Genomic DNA, 19,961 nt, shown 5'->3' with positions numbered 1-19,961 from the left:
GCATNNTGNNGGGTGGAAAGTTTCGGCGGTACAGGATGGGCCCGCGGCCTATCAGCTTGTTGGTGGGGTAGTGGCCTACCAAGGCGACGACGGGTAGCCGGCCTGAGAGGGTGACCGGCCACACTGGGACTGAGACACGGCCCAGACTCCTACGGGAGGCAGCAGTGGGGAATATTGCACAATGGGCGGAAGCCTGATGCAGCGACGCCGCGTGAGGGATGACGGCCTTCGGGTTGTAAACCTCTTTCGCCAGGGACGAAGCGTAAGTGACGGTACCTGGAGAAGAAGCACCGGCTAACTACGTGCCAGCAGCCGCGGTAATACGTAGGGTGCAAGCGTTGTCCGGAATTATTGGGCGTAAAGAGCTCGTAGGCGGCTTGTCGCGTCTGCTGTGAAAATCCGGGGCTTAACTCCGGACCTGCAGTGGATACGGGCAGGCTTGAGTTCGGTAGGGGAGACTGGAATTCCTGGTGTAGCGGTGAAATGCGCAGATATCAGGAGGAACACCGGTGGCGAAGGCGGGTCTCTGGGCCGATACTGACGCTGAGGAGCGAAAGCGTGGGGAGCGAACAGGATTAGATACCCTGGTAGTCCACGCTGTAAACGTTGGGCGCTAGGTGTGGGCGACTTCCACGTTGTCCGTGCCGTAGCTAACGCATTAAGCGCCCCGCCTGGGGAGTACGGCCGCAAGGCTAAAACTCAAAGGAATTGACGGGGGCCCGCACAAGCGGCGGAGCATGTGGATTAATTCGATGCAACGCGAAGAACCTTACCTGGGCTTGACATGCACTGGAAACCGGCAGAGATGTCGGCCCCCTTGTGGCCGGTGTGCAGGTGGTGCATGGCTGTCGTCAGCTCGTGTCGTGAGATGTTGGGTTAAGTCCCGCAACGAGCGCAACCCTTGTCCTGTGTTGCCAGCGCGTAATGGCGGGGACTCGCGGGAGACTGCCGGGGTCAACTCGGAGGAAGGTGGGGATGACGTCAAGTCATCATGCCCCTTATGTCCAGGGCTTCACACATGCTACAATGGCTGGTACAGAGGGCTGCGATACTGTGAGGTGGAGCGAATCCCTTAAAGCCGGTCTCAGTTCGGATCGCAGTCTGCAACTCGACTGCGTGAAGTCGGAGTCGCTAGTAATCGCAGATCAGCAACGCTGCGGTGAATACGTTCCCGGGCCTTGTACACACCGCCCGTCACGTCATGAAAGTCGGTAACACCCGAAGCCCATGGCCCAACCCCGCTTGCGGGGAGGGAGTGGTCGAAGGTGGGACTGGCGATTGGGACGAAGTCGTAACAAGGTAGCCGTACCGGAAGGTGCGGCTGGATCACCTCCTTTCTAAGGAGCAACTCACTTCCATCCCTTGAGGATGGAGTGGCTGAGTCTAGTACCCGAGTGTGGTGCTGCTCAGACGCTCAAGGAATTGTGGACGGCTGGCTGATGCTCATCAGGGGATGGAGTTCCTGGTTTAGTACTGCCGGCAACGGTGTGGAACGACAGGAGCGAAGTCCGCTGGTGGGTGTTCATCTTTACGCTGTTGGGTCCTGAGGCAACACGGTGTGTTGTTTCTGGGTGTGGTGTTTGAGAATTGCAGAGTGGATGCGAGCATCTTTGTGGTCAAGTTGTTAAGGGCACATGGTGGATGTCTTGGCATCAGGAGCCGATGAAGGACGTGGGAGGCTGCGATAAGCCTCGGGGAGCTGTCAACCGAGCTGTGATCCGAGGGTGTCCGAATGGGGAAACCCAGCACCTGTTATGAGGTGTTACCCATACCTGAATATATAGGGTATGTGGAGGGAACGCGGGGAAGTGAAACATCTCAGTACCCGTAGGAAGAGAAAACACTAGTGATTCCGTGAGTAGTGGCGAGCGAAAGCGGAGGAGGCTAAACCGTGCGCATGTGATACCTGTCAGGGGTTGTGTGTGCGGGGTTGTGGGACCTGCCTTTCAGGAGCTGACACTCCTGGCATCGTGCTGCATGGCTAGTGGAACCGCCTGGGATGGTGGACCGGAGTGGGTGAGAGTCCCGTACGCGAAAGCTGTGTTGGTGTGGTGTGGTGGTGTTCCCGAGTAGCAGCGAGCTCGTGGAATTTGCTGTGAATCTGCCGGGACCACTCGGTAAGCCTAAATACTTCCTGGTGACCGATAGCGGACGAGTACCGTGAGGGAAAGATGAAAAGTACCCCGGGAGGGGAGTGAAAGAGTACCTGAAACCGTGTGCCTACAAGCCGTCAGAGCAAGCGTTTGTTTTGTGATGGCGTGCCTTTTGAAGAATGAGCCTGCGAGTTAGTGCTGCGTGGCGAGGTTAACCCGTGTGGGGTAGCCGTAGCGAAAGCGAGTCTGAATAGGGCGTGTGAGTCGCGTGGTCTAGACCCGAAGCGGAGTGATCTACCCATGGCCAGGCTGAAGCGAGGGTAAGACCTCGTGGAGGGCCGAACCCACCAGGGTTGAAAACCTGGGGGATGAGTTGTGGGTAGGGGTGAAAGGCCAATCAAACTCCGTGATAGCTGGTTCTCCCCGAAATGCATTTAGGTGCAGCGTCGCATGTTTCGTGGTGGGGGTAGAGCTACTGGATGGCCTAGGGGCCTTACCGGGTTACCGAAGTCAACCAAACTCCGAATACCATCACGTGAGAGTGCGGCAGTGAGACGGCGGGGGATAAGCTTCGTCGTCGAGAGGGAAACAGCCCAGAACACCGGCTAAGGCCCCTAAGTGTGTGCTTAGTGGGAAAGGATGTGGGGTCGCTTAGACAACCAGGAGGTTGGCTTAGAAGCAGCCACCCTTGAAAGAGTGCGTAATAGCTCACTGGTCAAGTGGTCCTGCGCCGATAATGTAGCGGGGCTGAAGTACACCGCCGAAGCCGTGTCAATAACACAATACATCCGCTTGGTTCTTTGGGAACCTTGTGTAGTGGTGTTGTTGGGTAGGGGAGCGTCCTGCATCCAGGGAAGCGGCCGTGGAAGCGAGTCGTGGAGGGTGTGGGAGTGAGAATGCAGGCATGAGTAGCGAATGCAGAGTGAGAAACTCTGCCGCCGGATGACCAAGGGTTCCTGGGTCAAGTTAATCTGCCCAGGGTAAGTCGGGACCTAAGGCGAGGCCGACAGGCGTAGTCGATGGACAACGGGTTGATATTCCCGTACCCGCGTATGTTCGCCCATGACGAGGCGCATGATACTAACCGCCCTGAACTGTGAGGCTCTTCGGAGTTGATCGGGGACGCGCGGGACCTGAGTGTGTAGTAGTCAAGCGATGGGGTGACGCAGGAAGGTAGCTCCGCCAGTGAGTGGTTGTACTGGTGTAAGCGTGTAGCCTGGGACATAGGCAAATCCGTGTCCCGTGTAGGGTGAGACGTGATGCGTAGCCGTTGAGGCGAAGTAGGGTGATCCTCTGCTGCCGAGAAAAGCCTCTAGCGAGAACATGTGCGGCCCGTACCCCAAACCGACACAGGTGGTCAGGTAGAGAATACTAAGGCGGTCGGGTGAACTGTGGTTAAGGAACTCGGCAAAATGCCCCCGTAACTTCGGGAGAAGGGGGGCCAAAGCACTTGAAGCCCTTCGCGGGCTAGGGTGAGTTGGCCGCAGAGACCAGCGGAAAGCGACTGTTTACTAAAAACACAGGTCCATGCGAAGTCGTAAGACGAGGTATATGGACTGACGCCTGCCCGGTGCTGGAACGTTAAGAGGACCGGTTAGCTCTTCGGGGCGAAGCTGAGAATTTAAGCGCCAGTAAACGGCGGTGGTAACTATAACCATCCTAAGGTAGCGAAATTCCTTGTCGGGTAAGTTCCGACCTGCACGAATGGCGTAACGACTTTCCGGCTGTCTCAACCACAGGCCCGGTGAAATTGCACTACGAGTAAAGATGCTCGTTACGCGCGGCAGGACGGAAAGACCCCGGGACCTTTACTATAGCTTGGTATTGGTTTTCGGTTCGGCTTGTGTAGGATAGGTGGGAGACTGTGAAGCGGGGACGCTAGTTCTCGTGGAGTCGTTGTTGAAATACCACTCTGGTCGGATTGGGAATCTAACCTAGGGCCCTGATCGGGTTCAGGGACAGTGCCTGGTGGGTAGTTTAACTGGGGCGGTTGCCTCCTAAAAGGTAACGGAGGCGCCCAAAGGTTCCCTCAGCCTGGTTGGCAATCAGGTGTTGAGTGTAAGTGCACAAGGGAGCTTGACTGTGAGACTGACGGGTCGAGCAGGTGCGAAAGCAGGGACTAGTGATCCGGCATCTCCTGGTGGAAGGGATGTCGCTCAACGGATAAAAGGTACCCCGGGGATAACAGGCTGATCTTGCCCAAGAGTCCATATCGACGGCATGGTTTGGCACCTCGATGTCGGCTCGTCGCATCCTGGGGCCGGAGTAGGTCCCAAGGGTTGGGCTGTTCGCCCATTAAAGCGGCACGCGAGCTGGGTTTAGAACGTCGTGAGACAGTTCGGTCCCTATCCGCCGCGCGCGTAGGAGACTTGAGGAAGGCTGTCCCTAGTACGAGAGGACCGGGACGGACGAACCTCTGGTATGCCAGTTGTCACGCCAGTGGCATGGCTGGTTAGCTACGTTCGGAAGGGATAACCGCTGAAGGCATCTAAGCGGGAAGCCTGTTCCTAGATGAGGTCTCCCACCCCTTTGTGGGTTAAGGCCCCCAAGAGACGATTGGGTTGATAGGCCAGACATGGACGCACAGTAATGTGTTTTTGAGTGGACTGGTACTAATAGGCCGAGGACTTGCCCACAAAGCTGCTACGCATCCGCTCTGCAACTCTGAAACACCACACCAGTCTGGAACACTCTGGTGTTGTTTCGGAGAGTTTCGGTGGTCATGGCGGCAGGGAAACGCCCGGTCCCATTCCGAACCCGGAAGCTAAGCCTGCCAGCGCCGATGGTACTGCACCCCCGCGGGTGTGGGAGAGTAGGACACCGCCGAACACAACTTGATACTCGAGGCCCCGGTTGAGAACTGTCAAAGGTTCTCCCGGGGCCTCGAGCTTTTTGCGGGCGCGGTGCTGCCCGGACGAGAGGGCAGCACCGCACGGTCAAGCCAGCAGAGCCTCCACATCGGCGCGCAACGCCGCCATCGTCGACGTCGCATCCACTCGCACCTCAGCCAGAGCCGCCTCCTCCGCCACCGGGCGCGTCACCTGCAGGTAGCACTTCAACTTCGGCTCGGTGCCCGACGGGCGGATCACCACCCGCAACCCACCGCCGGCGATGCGCAACGCATCCGTCTCCGGCAACAGGTCCTCCATCTCCACAGCCGCGCCGGCCAGCTCGGTCGGCGGCGACTTCCGCAGGCGTGCCATGAGCTGCCCGCGGACCGACAGATCCGTCACCCGCAACGACACCTGGTCCGTGACGTACACCCCGTGCGCGACGGACAGCCGGTCCAGCTCGTCGAGTAGCGACCGGCCCTCGGCCTTCACCTTCGCGGCCAGGTCACACGCGAGGGTCGCCGCGGCGATGCCGTCCTTGTCCCGCACGAAGTCCGGGTTCACACACAGCCCCAGAGCCTCCTCGTAGGCGAACACCAGCCCGTCGCCGGAGCGGGTCAGCCACTTGAAGCCCGTCAGGGTCTCCGCGTACCGGGCGCCGTGGGCCCGGGCGATGTCCCCCAGCATCGCGGCCGACACGATCGTCGTCGCCACCAGCGGGTCCGGGTTGCTCGTCGTCGACAGGATGTATTCGCCGAGCAGGACCCCGGTCTCGTCCCCGCGGAGCATCCGCCACTCACCGGTCGCGTCCGGCACGCCGACGGCGCAGCGGTCCGCGTCCGGGTCCAGTGCGATGGCGAGGTCGGCGTCGACCTCCGCGGCCAGCGCGAGCAGCAGGTCCGTCGCGCCCGGCTCTTCCGGGTTGGGGAAGGACACCGTCGGGAAGTCCGCGTCCGGGGCCGACTGCTCGGCGACCAGGTGCACGTCGGTGAAGCCGGCGCGGGACAGGGCCTCACGCAGGACCTCGGCGCCGACCCCGTGCAGGGCGGTCGCGGCGACCCGCAGCCCGCGGTGCGGCGACCGCGGGACCTGCGACACCCGGTACAGGTACTCGTCGAGGATCTCGTCGCCGAGCACGGTCGCCCCCGGCTTGCGGGGCACGCTGATCGCGCCGGGGGCCGCGGCGATCGCCGCCTCGATTTCGGCGTCGGCGGGCGGCACGATCTGGATCGCGACGTCGTCGTACAACTTGTAGCCGTTGTCGGCAGGCGGGTTGTGCGACGCGGTGATCTGGATGCCCGCGGCAGCGCCGAGGTGCTTCGTCGCGAACGCCACCAGCGGTGTCGGCAGGGGGCGGGGCAGGACCCGGACGTCGAACCCGGCCGCGTGCAGCACCTCGGCCGCCGCGGTCGCGAACTCCTCCGAGCCGTGCCGGGCGTCCCGGCCGACGACGACGATCCCGCCTGCCTTGCCGTGCGCGGTCAGCCAGGTCGCGACCCCGGCCGTGGTGCGGACGACGACGGCGGTGTTCATGCCGTTCGGTCCGGCCCGGACGGGGCCGCGCAACCCGGCGGTGCCGAACTCGAGCGGACCGGCCATTCGGTCCGCGAGGTCGGTCACCGCATCGGGGGCGCCGTTCATCGCAGCGGCGAGCACGGCCTGCAACTCCTGCCGCGCGGCCGCGTCCACGTCGTCGGCGATCCAGCGGATCGCGCGGTCGCGGAGTTCGGGGGTGAGGCGGCTCATGCGCGCGCGACGAGCCGGCGCAGCAGGGTGCCCATCTTCTCGGCCGACGCGCGTCCGGCCTCCAGGACCTCCTGGTGGCTCAACGGCTCGCCGGTCATGCCCGCGGCCAGGTTGGTGACCAGGGACAGCCCGAACACCTCGACGCCGGCGGCACGGGCGGCGATCGCTTCGAGGACGGTCGACATGCCGACCAGGTCGGCGCCGAGCGTGCGCAGCATGCGGATCTCGGCGGGGGTCTCGAAGTGGGGGCCGGGCAGGCCCGCATATACGCCCTCGGTCAGGCTCGGGTCGATCTCGCGCGCGAGGTCCCGCAGGCGGTGCGAGTACAGGTCGACCAGGTCAACGAAGTTCGCGCCGGTGATGGGGGAGGTCGCGGTCATGTTGAGGTGGTCGCAGATCAACACGGGCTGGCCGACCTGGTAGTCGTCCCGCAACCCGCCGGCGGCGTTGGTGAGCAGAACGGACTTCACGCCCGCGGCGGCGGCAGTCCGCACGTTGTGCACGACGCGGCCCACGCCCTTGCCCTCGTACAGGTGGGTGCGGCCCAGGAGCACCAGGGTGCGCTTGCCGTCCACGTCCACGGAGCGGACGGTGCCACCGTGTCCGACGGCGGTCGGGGTCTCGAAGCCGGGCAGCTCACCGAGCGGGATCTCCGCCTCGGGCTCGCCGATCACGTCCGCCGCGGGACGCCACCCGGAGCCCAGCACCACCGCGATGTCGTGCTTGGCGAACCCGGTGCGCTCCGCGATGGTGGCGGCAGCAGCCGACGCCACATCTTGTTCGGTCATGGAGCCATCTTCCCAGCGGCCTGCCACGGCCGTGCCCCAACCCGAGCTGGATGCCCCCCCCCCGCGCTGTCGCGCGGAAAAGGCGCCTTACGGCGCCGGAAGGTCACCTTTCGACCTCCCCCGCCCCCGATGCCTGATTGTGTTTCAGTCGCCGAGCAGGGTTGTCAAGGCGGGAAAGCGTGCCTTGACAACCCTGGTCGGCGACTAAAGATCGGCTGTGGATCGGGGGCGGGGGAGGTCTGGTTCGATGGTCGGTGCTGTTGCGTTGCCGGGCGGCGGTTGAGGAGTGGGGAAGGGCGGCGGCGCTGTTAGCCGGTCACCTGGAAGGTGGGCAGGATGCGGTCGTAGAGCGCGGTCTTCGCGGTCTCTTCCTGCTCCGTCGGCACCGTCACGCTCACCGCCCACAGGCTGGTGCCGTGCTTGAACACCTTCGCGTACGTCGTGCGGCTCACGGATCCCGCCGGGGCCCTGTCGATGGTCCGGTACATCATCGTCAGCCCGTCCTGCTCGGCGAGCTTCGCCCGGTTGACCAGCTTGAACTCGCCGTTCGAGCGGCTCTTCTCCAGCGCCTTGACGTAGTCGTCGATGTCGTTGCCGGGGAAGTACTTCGGGAAGTGGTTCACCGCCAGCATCTGCGAGCCGTCCGCCGAGACGAACTGGACCAGCGTCGACAGGGGCAGGTCGTCGCCGGCCTGGGAGCTCGTGAACCGCGTCCAGTCGGCGGGCACGTCGACCGTGAAGGTGCCGTCCTGGGCACCCTTGACGCTCGACGCCTCGCCCGTGCGCCGCTCGAAAACCGTGGGCTGCGGGACCGACGGGGCGGACGTCTCGTCCCGCGACGGTGGCGCCACCGGCTGCGCCCCGATCACCCGCGCCGCCACGAAACCGCCGAACGCGGCGGCCACGAACAGCACCAGCGAAGCCACCACGAGCAACACTGTCGCCGTCGTGCTGCGGCCCGCCGCGGCAGGCGCGGCCAGCGTGGCAGCCGGGCGGGGCGCGGCGAGCGTGTCGGTCGGCCGGGACTCCCCGAACGGCAACGGCCCGGGATCGGCGGCCAGCTCGTTGCTCGCCTCCGCGCGGGGCGGGCCGAACGGCAGGGGGCCGGGGTCGGCCGCCAGCTCACCGCTCGCCTCCGCCGCACCGTCCTCCAGCACGGGGCTCGCCGAGATCTCCCGGGTGTCGGTGGCCTCCTCGCGCTGACCGCTCGCCGCGGCGAACATCTCCGGTCCGAACAGGACCCGCGGCGCCTTCTCCAGGATCGGGTACAACTGCCGCCGCACCTGCGCCAGCGGCAACCGGTCCCGCGGCTCCTTCGCCATCAACGCGCTGATCAACGGAGCGAGCGGGCCCGGCGACGGCCGCGGCACCTCGCCCTTCACGACCTTCCCGATCGTCTCCAGCGGGTCGCCGTCCGCGTCGTACGGCGGGTGGCCCTCCACCGCGCAGAACAACGTCGCGCCCAGACCCCACAGGTCAGCGGCCGGGGTGACGGCTTTGCCGGAAGCCACCTCCGGGGCGATGTACGCCGGCGAACCCAGCGTCATACCGGTGCGGGTCATCGACGCGTCGGACACGTTCCGGGCGATGCCGAAGTCGGTGAGCTTGATCCGCCCGTCCTCGGCGACCAGCACGTTCCCCGGCTTCACGTCACGGTGGGTGATGCCCGCGTTGTGCGCGGCCCCCAGCGCCGCGGCCACCGCGTCACCCACCGCGGCGGCCTGCTCGACCGACAGCGGCCCGTGGTCGCGGATCAGCTCGGCGAGGCTGTGCGACGGCAGCAGCTCCATCACGACGAACGGCTCGCCGTCCTGACGTGCGACGTCGTGCAGGGTGATCACATTCGGGTGAGAAAGCACGGCGATGGCCCTGGCCTCGCGCAGCGTCCGCTCACGCAGCTCGTTCGCCTGGCCCGCGGTGACCCCGGGCGGCAGCAGGATCTCCTTCACCGCGACCGGCCGGTGCAGGAACTCGTCGTAGGCCGACCACACCGTGCCCATCGAGCCGGAGCCCAGCACGGAGCGCAGCCGGTACCGCCCGGCCACCACCCTGGTCTCCTCGCTCGAACTCACCACGGCACCATTGTTGCGGATGCGCGCTCGGTGACTGCGGGCGCTGCCGGGCCGCGAGCAGAGTCACAATCGTGCCCCTTGCCCGCCCCCTACCATCAGACCTATGACTCAGGCTGGGACAACGGCGCCCACCCCGGATTCACCGGACGAGCTGGCCCTCGCCGCCGAGTTCGGGACGCCGCGGCACGAGGACTGGCAACGCCTCGTCGCGGGGGTGCTGACGAAGAGCGGAGTGCTGCCGGAGGACTTCGACGGCGCCCCGGAAAGCCTCCTGACCAGCAAGACCTACGACGGCATCGAGATCCAGCCGCTCTACACCGCCGACGACGCCACCGCGCCCGCCGGGTTCCCCGGGCTGCCCCCGTACGTGCGGGGCGCGCGAGCCGAAGGCAACGTCGGCACCGGCTGGGACGTGCGCGTCCTGCACGGCGGCGCCGACGCGGCCGAGACCAACAAGGCCATCCTCGCCGACCTGGAGAACGGCGCCTCGTCGGTGTGGCTGCGCGTCGGTGGTGACGCACTGCCACTGGACGCCCTCGCCGACGCGCTCAACGAGGTCTACCTCGACCTCGCCCCGATCGTGCTCGACCCCGGCGCCGACTACGAGGCCGCCGCCGACGCGCTGCTCGGCCTGCTCGCCGAGAAGAACATCCCGGACAGCGAGGTCACCGGCACCATCGGCGCCGACCCGATCGCCCTGCGTGCCCGCACCGGCCGTCCGCACGACACCGCCCCCGCCGCCGCGCTCGCCGCCCGCCTGTCCGCCAAGCACCCGAAGCTGCGCACGCTGGTCGTCAACGCCCTGCCCTACCACGAGGCGGGCGGGTCCGACGCGCAGGAACTCGGCGCTGCCATCGCCGCCGGGGTGGCCTACCTGCGCGCCCTCACCGGCGCCGGGCTGAGCGTGGACGCGGCCGCCGACCAGCTCGAGTTCCGCTTCGCCGCGACCGCCGACCAGTTCCTCACCATCGCCAAGCTCCGGGCCGCCCGCCGCCTGTGGGCGCGGGTGTGCGAGGTGTCCGGCGCGACCGCCGGCCGCGGCATGCGCCAGCACGCCGTCACCTCGCCCGCGATGTTCACCCGCCGCGACCCGTGGGTGAACATGCTGCGCACCACGGTCGCCTGCTTCGCCGCCGGTGTCGGCGGCGCGGACGCGGTCACGGTCCTGCCGTTCGACTTCGCGATCGGGCTGCCCGACGCGTTCTCCCGCCGGATCGCCCGCAACACCCAGTCGATCCTGCTGGAGGAATCGAAGCTGTCCGGCGTGATCGACCCGGCGGGCGGCTCCTGGTACGTGGAGAACCTGACCGACGCGCTGGCCAACGCGGCCTGGCGCGAGTTCACCGAGATCGAGCGGCAGGGCGGCATCGAGGCGGTGCTGGACTCCGGCGCCCTCGCGGCCCGGCTCGCGGAGACCTGGGAGGCGCGGCAGAAGCGCCTGGCCACCCGCAAGGACCCGATCACCGGCGTCAGCGAGTTCCCGGACCTGCACGAGAAACCGGTCGAGCGCACCCCGGCTCCGTCCGTTGTGGACGAGGGCGGGCTGCCACGCGTGCGGTACGCGCAGGCCTACGAGGAGCTGCGGGACCGCTCCGACGCGCACCTCGCCGAGACGGGGGAGCGGCCGAAGGTCTTCCTCGCCACGCTCGGCCCGATCGCCGCGCACACCGCCCGCGCGACCTTCGCGTCCAACCTCCTCCAGGCCGGCGGCATCGAGCCGCTCAACCCGGGCGCGGTCGAGGACGTCGTCGCGGCCTTCCGGGACAGCGGCGCGACGGTCGCCTGCCTCTGCGGCACCGACAAGCTCTACGCCGAGCACGCGGCGGACACCGCGCGTGCCTTGAAGGAAGCCGGCGCCGCGCGGGTGATCCTCGCGGGCAAGGGGCAGTACCCGGGCGTCGACACGTACGTGCACGCGGGCTGCGACGCCCTCGCCGCCCTGGCCGCCATCCTCGACACGCTGGGAGTGAAGTGATGGCCATCCCCGACTTCACCGACGTCGAACTCGGCATCCCCGACCCGGGCAGCCAGACCGACTGGGCCGAGGCGCTGCACTCGAGCACCGGCAAGGGCGCCGACGCCCTGACCTGGGAAACCCCCGAGGGCATCGGCATCAAGCCGCTCTACACCGCCGAGGACACCGCCGGTCTGGACTTCCTGCGCACGTACCCGGGCATCGCGCCGTTCCTGCGCGGCCCGTACCCGACGATGTACGTGAACCAGCCGTGGACGATCCGCCAGTACGCCGGGTTCTCCACCGCGTCCGAGTCCAACGCCTTCTACCGCCGCAACCTCGCGGCCGGGCAGAAGGGCCTGTCGGTCGCCTTCGACCTGGCGACCCACCGCGGCTACGACTCCGACCACCCGCGGGTCGCCGGTGACGTCGGCATGGCGGGTGTGGCGATCGACTCGATCTACGACATGCGGCAGCTGTTCGACGGCATCCCGCTGGACAAGATGAGCGTGTCGATGACCATGAACGGCGCGGTGCTGCCCGTCATGGCGCTCTACATCGTGGCGGCCGAGGAGCAGGGCGTGCGGCCCGAGCAGCTGGCCGGGACCATCCAGAACGACATCCTCAAGGAGTTCATGGTCCGCAACACCTACATCTACCCGCCGCAGCCGTCGATGCGGATCATCTCCGACATCTTCGCGTACACCTCGCAGCGGATGCCGCGGTTCAACTCGATCTCCATCTCCGGCTACCACATGCAGGAGGCCGGGGCGACCGCCGACCTGGAGCTGGCGTACACCCTGGCCGACGGCGTCGAGTACATCCGCGCCGGGATGGACGCGGGCCTGGAGGTCGACAAGTTCGCGCCGCGCCTGTCGTTCTTCTGGGCGATCGGCATGAACTTTTTCATGGAGGTCGCCAAGCTGCGGGCGGCCCGGCTGCTGTGGGCGAAGCTGGTCAAGCAGTTCTCGCCGAAATCCGAGAAATCGCTCTCGCTGCGCACGCACAGCCAGACCAGCGGCTGGTCGCTCACCGCGCAGGACGTGTTCAACAACGTCATCCGCACCTGCGTCGAGGCGATGGCCGCCACCCAGGGGCACACGCAGTCGCTGCACACCAACGCGCTCGACGAGGCGCTGGCCCTGCCGACCGACTTCTCCGCGCGCATCGCCCGCAACACCCAGCTGCTGCTGCAGCAGGAGTCCGGCACCACCCGCGTGATCGACCCGTGGGGCGGCAGCGCGTTCGTCGAGAAGCTGACCTACGACCTGGCGCGCAAGGCGTGGGGCCACATCAGCGAGGTCGAGTCGGCAGGCGGCATGGCCCGCGCGATCGACGCCGGCATCCCGAAGCTGCGCATCGAGGAGGCCGCGGCCCGCACCCAGGCGCGGATCGACTCCGGCCGTCAGCCGGTGATCGGCGTCAACAAGTACCAGGTGATCGACGACCAGCAGATCGACGTGCTCAAGGTGGACAACGCCGGGGTGCGCGCCCAGCAGCTGGAGAAGCTGCGGCGGCTGCGCGAGGAGCGCGACGAGGACGCCACGCAGGACGCGCTGCGCCGTCTCACCGCGGCCGCGGAAGGCTCGGGCAACCTGCTGGAGCTGGCCGTCGACGCGGCCCGCGCGAAGGCGACGGTCGGGGAGATCTCCGACGCGCTGGAGAAGGTGTGGGGCCGCCACGCCGGGCAGATTCGTACGATCTCCGGGGTGTACCGCGACGAGGTCGGGAAATCCGGGAACGTGGAGAAGGCACGCGCGCGGGTCGAGGCGTTCGCCGAGGCCGAGGGGCGCCGTCCGCGCATCCTCGTCGCCAAGATGGGGCAGGACGGGCACGACCGCGGCCAGAAGGTGATCGCCACGGCGTTCGCCGACCTCGGCTTCGACGTCGACGTGGGCCCGCTGTTCTCCACGCCGGCCGAGGTCGCGCGCCAGGCGATCGAGGCGGACGTGCACGTCGTCGGCGTGTCCTCGCTGGCCGCCGGTCACCTGTCGCTGGTGCCCGCGCTGCGCGAGGAGCTGGCCCAGCTCGGGCGCGAGGACATCATGATCGTGTGCGGCGGCGTCATCCCGCCGCAGGACTACGACGAGCTGCGGGCCGCGGGCGCGTCGGCGATCTTCGGGCCGGGCACGGTCATCGCGGACGCCGCGCTGGACCTGCTCGACCAGCTCGAGCAGCGGGAGTCCTGAACCCTTGCCGCGCAAGATCGACGTCGGTGCGTACGCAAAGGGTGTGCTCGCGGGCGACCGCGGCACCCTGTCCAGGGCGATCACGCTGGTCGAGTCCCAGCGGCCGGACCACCGGCAGCTCGCCCAAGAGCTGCTGGTCGAGCTGCTGCCGCACGCCGGCGGCGCGCGGCGCGTCGGGATCACCGGCGTGCCGGGGGTCGGCAAGTCGACCTTCATCGATCAGCTCGGCACCGACCTGACCGAGTCCGGCCACCGGGTCGCGGTACTCGCCGTGGACCCGTCGTCGACCCGGACCGGCGGCAGCATCCTCGGCGACAAGACCCGCATGGCGCGGCTGGCCAACGACCCGGCCGCGTTCATCCGGCCGTCGCCGACATCCGGCACGCTCGGCGGCGTCGCCCGCGCCACCCGCGAGACGATCGTGCTGATGGAGGCCGCCGGGTACGACGTCGTGCTGGTCGAGACCGTCGGCGTCGGGCAGTCCGAGGTGACCGTGGCGAACATGGTCGACTGCTTCCTGTTCCTGACGCTGGCCCGCACCGGCGACCAGTTGCAGGGCATCAAGAAGGGCGTGCTGGAGCTCGCCGACGTGATCGCGGTGAACAAGGCCGACGGCGAGCACGAGCGCGACGCCAAGCGCGCCGCGCGGGAACTGGCCGGGGCGCTGCGGATGATCTACGGCCCGGACGCCGCGTGGACGCCGCCGGTGCTGACCTGCAGCGGGCTCAACGACATCGGCCTGGACACGGTGTGGCAGCAGATCGAGCGTCACCGCGAAACCCTGGCGGGATCCGGCGAGCTGGACCGCAAGCGCAAGCAGCAGCAGGTCGACTGGACCTGGGCCATGGTGCGCGAACAGCTGCAGGCCCGCCTCGCCGAGCACCCCGGTGTGAAAGCGCTGGTACCCGAGGTCGAGGAGGACGTCCGGGAGGGCAGGCTCACCGCCACGCTGGCCGCGCAGAAGATCTTGGACGCCTTCTCCGCGTGAGTCTCCTTGTTGACGGGTAACCGAACCGGCACACTGGGCAGCATGGTCAAGGTGCGTGCCGTGCTGGCGGGTCTGATGCTGACGACGATGGTCACGTTCGCCGTGCCCACCGCGCCCGCGCTCGCCGCGCCGGTGTCCGTGCACGTCGCCGCCGACGTGGTGGCGCAGCAGACCACGGACCCCGGGCCGCGCATCAACCCCGACGAGAACAGCAAGGCCAACCAGGAGAAGACGAAGAACAAGATCATCGTCGGGGTGCTCGCCGCGGTGCTCGCCGCGATCGTCCTCTGGGGACGGAGCGTGCGGCGCAAGAAGCGCAAGGCCTCCAGCTGACCGCACGCGGCGCATTCGGTTACGCCGTATTCCGTAGTGCCGCTCGCCGCAGATCCACTACCGGCCGTCGCCCAGCGTGAGATCCGGTTCGAAGATTGCTCCTTGCATGGTGCAGGATTGCGTCAAATGGGTTACGTAGTTCTCGGTGTGTATGGAGGTGCGGCGTGACCGTGCTGGACTCCCGCCCGGAGGTGCCCGGTGATCACGGTGGTCGCCCTACCTCGTTCGAGGCGTCGCACGCGCTGATCACGGCGGATGGCGTCAGCATGGCTCCCGTGACCGATCTCGGTGCGGGCCGGGGCCCGTTCTGGCTGGACGAGTGGCTCGAGCGCGGCGGCACGGACCTGGTCGCCTGGCGCCGTCACATCCACGCCCACCCGGAACTGGCGCGCCACGAGTTCGCGACCACCGAGCTGATCTGCGACATCCTGCGCTCGGCCGGGCTGGACCCGGAGATCCTGCCCGGCGGCACCGGTGTGGTGTGCGACGTCGGATCGGGTGACCGCTGCGTCGCGCTGCGGGCCGACATCGACGCGCTGCCGCTCACCGAGGCGACCGGCCTGCCCTACTCGTCGACGGTGGACGGCGCGGCGCACGCATGTGGACACGACGCGCACACGGCGATCCTGCTCGGCGCGGCCAAGGCCCTCGCGTCGGCGCCCGAGCTGCCCGGCCGCGTGCGGCTGATCTTCCAGCCCGCCGAGGAGGTCATGCCCGGCGGTGCGCTCGACGTGATCACCGCGGGTGGTCTGGACGGCGTCGACCGGATCTTCGGCCTGCACTGCGACCCGCGGGTCGAGGTCGGCAAGATCGGCACCCGCGTCGGCGCGCTGACGTCGGCCGCCGACCTGATCGAGCTGCGGCTGACCTCACCCGGCGGGCACACGTCCCGGCCGCACCTCACCGCCGACCTGGTGCACGCGCTCGGCGTCGCGATCACCTCGCTGCCGTCGCTGCTGTCCCGGCGGGTCGACCCGCGCTCAGGCACCGTGCTGGTGTGGGGCGCGGTGCACGCCGGGCAGGCCGCCAACGCGGTGCCCGAGGAGGGCGTGCTGCGCGGCACGCTGCGGACGGCCGACCACGAGGTGTGGAAGGCGCTGGAGCCGCTCGTCCGGTCGTCGGTGGAGTCGCTGCTGACGCCCTACGGGGTCGGTTTCGAGCTCGACTACCGCCGCGGGGTGCCGCCGGTCGTCGGCGACGAGGACAGCACGGCGCTGCTGCGTGCCGGCATCGAGGCGGCCCTCGGCGACGATGCGGTGACCGGTACGGAACAGTCGTCCGGCGGCGAGGACTTCGCCTGGTACCTGGAGCACGTGCCGGGCGCCTTCTGCCGCCTCGGCGTGTGGTCCGGCGAGGGCGACCAGCGCGACCTGCACCGCCCCACGTTCGAACTGGACGAGTGCGCGCTGCACGTCGGCGTCCGCGTCCTGGTCCACACCGCACTGGCCGCCCTGGCCTGACAACCGCGAGTTCTGCGTGCACAGTTGTCCACAGGGGCGCCGAGTTGTCCACAGATGTTGTGTGCCGCCTTCCGGGAGGCACTCTCTGCGACATTGTGGACACATGCAGCTACCGAATGGTGTGGCGAACGAGGTCGCGCGCGGGCAAGGTTGCCAGGCGGTGAGTGTTAGAAGGTCCAGGGCTGGGCGTGGGCGAATTCGGTGAGCAGGCTGCGGTTGAAGCGTTCGGCTTTGCCGGTGGTCCAGGGGCAGCCGGATTCGATGCAGCGGCGGCGGTAGACCAGGGCGTCGGCGCGTGTGATCGCGGCGTGCTCGCGTTCCAGGCAGGTGGGCTCGCGAGTTGAAGCCGAATGTAGAACTCAGCGCCGTGAGCGTGGGACTCGCGAGCTTGAGTGTGGGACGCGGCGGGGGTCAGGATGTGATGCCGCGGCAGGGGCGGGTGCGCAGGTCGTCCACGTAGTCCGTCGGCGCGCCTGCCGCCTCGGCGGCGTCGGCGAGCACGCCCAGGTACCGGGCCGACGGCAGACCGCCCTCGTAGGCGTCCAGCACGTACAGCCAGGCCAGCGCGGAGCCGTCCATCGTCTGCACGCGCAGCCGGATCTTGTTGTGCATGCCCAGCTCGCCGCCTTCCCAGCGGTCGAGCAGCGCCTCGTCGAGCGGCGTCACGTCGTACAGCACGACGAAGACCCGGGAGCCCGGGTCTTCGACGATGGTCGCCAGGGCGCCTTCCCAGCCGAGGTCCTCGCCTCCGAAGGTCAGCCGCCACCCCTCCAGCCAGCCCGTGCCGGCCATGGGCGAATGCGGCGCCCGCTCCATCATCTGATTCGGATCCATGTTGGACCCGTAGGCGGCATACAACGGCACGCGCACAGCCTAGCCGCCCATCGCTCACCCGACCGGACGTACTCCAGGTGTCGCGGCCTAAGGTTGTGGATGAGGTGCGCGTAAGGAGGAGGAGACCACGTGACCAGGATCGTGATCATGGGCGGCGGACCGGCGGGCTACGAGGCGGCGCTGGTGGCCGCACAGCACGGCGCCGACGTCACGATCGTCGAGAAGGACGGGCTCGGCGGCGCGTGCGTGCTCTACGACTGCGTCCCGTCGAAGACGTTCATCGCCTCCTCCGGCGCCCGCGCGAACATGCACGGCCTGGGTGAGCTGGGGATCATCACCGACATGGCCGACACGAGCGTCGACCTGCGCACCGTGCACGGCCGGGTCAAGGGCCTCGCGCTCGCCCAGTCCGCCGACATCCGCGCCCGCGTGCAGCGCGAAGGTGTGAAGATCCTCACCGGTGAGGGCCGGTTCGACGACGACGAGCCCGGCCTGGCCACCCACAAGGTCCGCGTCACGAAGGCCACCGGCGACGTCGACGTGCTCGACGCCGACGTCGTCCTGATCGCCACCGGCGCCACCCCGCGCGTGCTGCCCGGCGCGGTGCCCGACGGCGAGCGCATCCTCGACTGGCGCCAGCTCTACGACCTGCCGGAACTGCCCGAGCACCTGGTCGTGGTCGGGTCCGGGGTGACCGGCGCCGAGTTCGCCTCCGCCTACACCGAGATGGGCGTCAAGGTCACCCTCGTCTCCAGCCGCGACCGCGTCCTGCCGCACGAGGACGCGGACGCCGCCGCCGTGCTGGAGGAGGTGTTCGCCCAGCGCGGCAACACCGTCGTCAAGCACGCGCGGGCCGAGCGGGTCGAGCGCACCGAGAAGGGCGTCGAGGTCCACCTGCAGGACGGCCGGATCATCGAGGGCACCCACGCGCTGATGACCGTCGGCTCGGTGCCCAACACCAAGGACATCGGCCTGGAGCGGGTCGGCATCGAGCCCGGGCCCGGCGGGTTCATCACGGTCGACCGGGTGTCCCGCACCAGCGTTCCCGGCATCTACGCGGCAGGCGACTGCACCGGCGTGCTGATGCTCGCGTCGGTGGCCAGCATGCAGGGCCGGATCGCGATGTGGCACGCACTCGGCGAGGGTGTGGCGCCGATCAAGCTGAAGACGGTCGCCGCGAACGTGTTCACCCACCCGGAGATCGCGACCGTCGGGATCAGCCAGAGCGCGATCGACTCCGGCGAGGTGCCCGCCCGGACCATCATGCTGCCGCTGGCGACCAACGCGCGGGCGAAGATGGAGGGTCTGCGCCGCGGTTTCGTGAAGCTGTTCTGCCGTCCGGCGACCGGCGTGATCGTCGGTGGCGTGGTCGTGGCGCCGACGGCGAGCGAGCTGATCCTGCCCATCGCGCTGGCGGTGCAGAACCAGCTGACGGTCGACCACCTGGCGCTCACGTTCGCGGTGTACCCGTCGCTGTCCGGCTCCATCACGGAGGCCGCGCGGCAGCTGATGCGGCACGACGACCTGGACTGACGTCACGGTTGGGTGTCGGGGGCCAACCCCGGCACCCCGCGGCACGCCTTAAGGGCCATCAGCTCTACCGCCGTGAGGCCGCCATGAGAACAACCGCCATCGCCGCCGGCTTCTTCGCGACCCTGGTCGCCGCCACGCCGGCGTTCGCGCAGACCACCACCACTTCGCCGGAGGAAACCACCTCGGCGGAGGAAACCACTTCGGCGCCGATTCCTACTTGGTTGAAGCTGTCCGCGTACAGCGGGCACGCCGGCGAGCAGGTCTCGGTCGCCGCCGCCTGCGACGCCGAAGCCAGTCCACTCACCACTCGAGCCCTGCGGGTGACGCAACCGCTTGCGGCGAACGCGGAGGGTCATCAGCCGTGGGCGTTGTTCGCCGAAACGGTGATCCGCGATGTGTCGGAAGGCTCCTATCCGGTGTCGTTCCACTGCGGTGGGGAACCGGTGACCGTTTACTTCACCGTGCTCGACCGGGATTCCTCCCCCGCGCCGGGAAAGGTGGACCGGGGCTCCGCGCCGAGCCCGGGGCAGACGCGAGTCGTGCCGCGCGGCGCGCCGCAGACCGGTGACGGGTCGCTGGCGCCGTGATCCGGGCAGCGTTCGCCGCGCTGCTGGGCCTGCTTCTGCTGTGCGGTTGCGCCGCATCGCCGGAGCAGGCCCGGCCGGTCGCGGCTCCCGTTGCCGTGGAGATCCCGGCGATCGGGGCGCGCTCGACGCTGATCCCGTTGGGGCTCAACGAGGACGGGACCGTGCAGACGCCGCCGGTGACCTCGCCCGGGCAGGCCGGCTGGTATTCGCAGGGACCGGCGCCGGGGGAGCGCGGGCCCGCGGTGATCCTGGGCCACGTTGACGGCAACCGGCAGCCGGGGATTTTCGCGCGGTTGCGGGAACTTTCGCCCGGCGACCGGGTTGAGGTGTCGCGTGTGGACGGTTCACGGGCGGGTTTCGTGGTGATCCGCGTGGAGCGGGTGCCGAAAGCGGAGTTCCCGACCGCCGCGGTGTACGGCGACACGGCCGGGCCGGAGTTGCGGCTCATCACGTGCGGCGGCGTGTTCGACCGGGCCGCGCGGAGTTACCGGGACAACGTGATCGTGTACGCCGTTCTCGGCTGACCCGTTTTTGTCGGGGGTGGGTGCCAGAC

At 68.0% G+C, this 19,961-nt stretch carries 12 protein-coding genes and 3 rRNA genes (1 of these 15 only partly in view); 11 read left to right on the top strand and 4 right to left on the bottom strand.

Going from position 1 to position 19,961, the window contains the following annotated elements:
• The 3 genes from AMYTH_RS0124355 to rrf form a co-directional block, all read left to right on the top strand.
• A 16S ribosomal RNA gene (locus AMYTH_RS0124355) occupies positions 1-1,337 on the top strand (it extends 186 nt beyond the left edge of the window).
• 277 nt (positions 1,338-1,614) lie between these two features.
• Positions 1,615-4,729, top strand: a 23S ribosomal RNA gene (locus tag AMYTH_RS0124350).
• A 76-nt stretch (positions 4,730-4,805) separates the two neighbouring features.
• A 5S ribosomal RNA gene (gene rrf, locus AMYTH_RS0124345) occupies positions 4,806-4,922 on the top strand.
• Together the 16S, 23S and 5S rRNA genes form the textbook arrangement of a ribosomal RNA operon.
• A gap of 107 nt (positions 4,923-5,029) precedes the next feature.
• Here the strand turns inward: rrf and AMYTH_RS0124340 are convergent.
• From AMYTH_RS0124340 to AMYTH_RS0124330, 3 genes are all read right to left on the bottom strand, one after another.
• Positions 5,030-6,670 carry a phospho-sugar mutase gene (locus AMYTH_RS0124340; RefSeq protein WP_027932496.1) on the bottom strand — a complete coding sequence of 547 codons (1,641 nt, stop codon included), beginning with the start codon at positions 6,668-6,670 and terminating at the stop codon, positions 5,030-5,032.
• Positions 6,667-7,458, bottom strand: coding sequence for a purine-nucleoside phosphorylase (locus AMYTH_RS0124335; protein ID WP_027932495.1), 792 nt, complete (start codon positions 7,456-7,458; stop codon positions 6,667-6,669). Before AMYTH_RS0124335 ends, AMYTH_RS0124340 begins: the two co-directional genes overlap by 4 nt.
• Before the next feature lie 308 nt (positions 7,459-7,766).
• On the bottom strand, positions 7,767-9,506 hold the full coding sequence (locus AMYTH_RS0124330) for a serine/threonine-protein kinase (RefSeq protein WP_037322663.1): 1,740 nt from the start codon (positions 9,504-9,506) through the stop codon (positions 7,767-7,769).
• A 127-nt stretch (positions 9,507-9,633) separates the two neighbouring features.
• On the opposite strand from AMYTH_RS0124330, the gene AMYTH_RS0124325 reads away from it, so the two are divergent.
• The 5 genes from AMYTH_RS0124325 (at position 9,634) to AMYTH_RS0124305 (ending at position 16,454) form a co-directional block, all read left to right on the top strand.
• Positions 9,634-11,505, top strand: coding sequence for a methylmalonyl-CoA mutase family protein (locus tag AMYTH_RS0124325; protein ID WP_027932493.1), 1,872 nt, complete (start codon positions 9,634-9,636; stop codon positions 11,503-11,505).
• Entirely contained in the window at positions 11,505-13,673 is a 2,169-nt protein-coding gene (gene scpA / locus AMYTH_RS0124320) for a methylmalonyl-CoA mutase (protein WP_027932492.1), read from the top strand. The genes AMYTH_RS0124325 and scpA overlap by 1 nt, the downstream gene beginning before the upstream one ends.
• A gap of 4 nt (positions 13,674-13,677) precedes the next feature.
• Positions 13,678-14,661 carry a methylmalonyl Co-A mutase-associated GTPase MeaB gene (gene meaB / locus AMYTH_RS0124315; protein WP_027932491.1) on the top strand — a complete coding sequence of 328 codons (984 nt, stop codon included), beginning with the start codon at positions 13,678-13,680 and terminating at the stop codon, positions 14,659-14,661.
• A gap of 42 nt (positions 14,662-14,703) precedes the next feature.
• Entirely contained in the window at positions 14,704-14,994 is a 291-nt protein-coding gene (locus AMYTH_RS0124310) for a hypothetical protein (protein WP_027932490.1), read from the top strand.
• Between the two features lie 164 nt (positions 14,995-15,158).
• A complete protein-coding gene (locus AMYTH_RS0124305) occupies positions 15,159-16,454 on the top strand; it encodes a M20 family metallopeptidase (RefSeq protein WP_027932489.1) in 1,296 nt (431 codons plus the stop codon).
• Between the two features lie 411 nt (positions 16,455-16,865).
• On the opposite strand, the gene AMYTH_RS0124300 is transcribed toward AMYTH_RS0124305, so the two are convergent.
• A complete protein-coding gene (locus AMYTH_RS0124300) occupies positions 16,866-17,318 on the bottom strand; it encodes a gamma-glutamylcyclotransferase (protein ID WP_081617741.1) in 453 nt (150 codons plus the stop codon).
• Positions 17,319-17,417: 99 nt separating this feature from the next.
• Here AMYTH_RS0124300 and AMYTH_RS0124295 point away from each other — a divergent pair, with 99 nt between their 5' ends.
• The 3 genes from AMYTH_RS0124295 to AMYTH_RS0124285 all read left to right on the top strand — a co-directional run bounded on the left by AMYTH_RS0124295 (position 17,418) and on the right by AMYTH_RS0124285 (position 19,932).
• A complete protein-coding gene (locus AMYTH_RS0124295) occupies positions 17,418-18,821 on the top strand; it encodes an NAD(P)H-quinone dehydrogenase (protein WP_027932488.1) in 1,404 nt (467 codons plus the stop codon).
• A gap of 83 nt (positions 18,822-18,904) precedes the next feature.
• Entirely contained in the window at positions 18,905-19,408 is a 504-nt protein-coding gene (locus AMYTH_RS0124290; protein WP_027932487.1) for a hypothetical protein, read from the top strand.
• Positions 19,405-19,932, top strand: a complete 528-nt coding sequence (locus AMYTH_RS0124285) for a class F sortase (RefSeq protein WP_027932486.1) — start codon at positions 19,405-19,407, stop codon at positions 19,930-19,932. Before AMYTH_RS0124290 ends, AMYTH_RS0124285 begins: the two co-directional genes overlap by 4 nt.
• The last annotated feature ends 29 nt before the right edge of the window (positions 19,933-19,961 follow it).

The sequence above is a fragment of the Amycolatopsis thermoflava N1165 genome, from assembly GCF_000473265.1.
GTDB lineage: Bacteria > Actinomycetota > Actinomycetes > Mycobacteriales > Pseudonocardiaceae > Amycolatopsis_E > Amycolatopsis_E thermoflava.
This window is presented reverse-complemented; position numbering and strand designations above follow the sequence as displayed.

Coding starts and splice junctions, on each gene's coding strand:
- AMYTH_RS0124340 (WP_027932496.1), bottom strand. CDS start 6,670: ATGAGCCGCCTCACCCCCGAACTCCGCGACCGCGCGATCCGCTGGATC.
- AMYTH_RS0124335 (WP_027932495.1), bottom strand. CDS start 7,458: ATGACCGAACAAGATGTGGCGTCGGCTGCTGCCGCCACCATCGCGGAG.
- AMYTH_RS0124325 (WP_027932493.1), top strand. CDS start 9,634: ATGACTCAGGCTGGGACAACGGCGCCCACCCCGGATTCACCGGACGAG.
- scpA (WP_027932492.1), top strand. CDS start 11,505: ATGGCCATCCCCGACTTCACCGACGTCGAACTCGGCATCCCCGACCCG.
- AMYTH_RS0124310 (WP_027932490.1), top strand. CDS start 14,704: ATGGTCAAGGTGCGTGCCGTGCTGGCGGGTCTGATGCTGACGACGATG.
- AMYTH_RS0124290 (WP_027932487.1), top strand. CDS start 18,905: ATGAGAACAACCGCCATCGCCGCCGGCTTCTTCGCGACCCTGGTCGCC.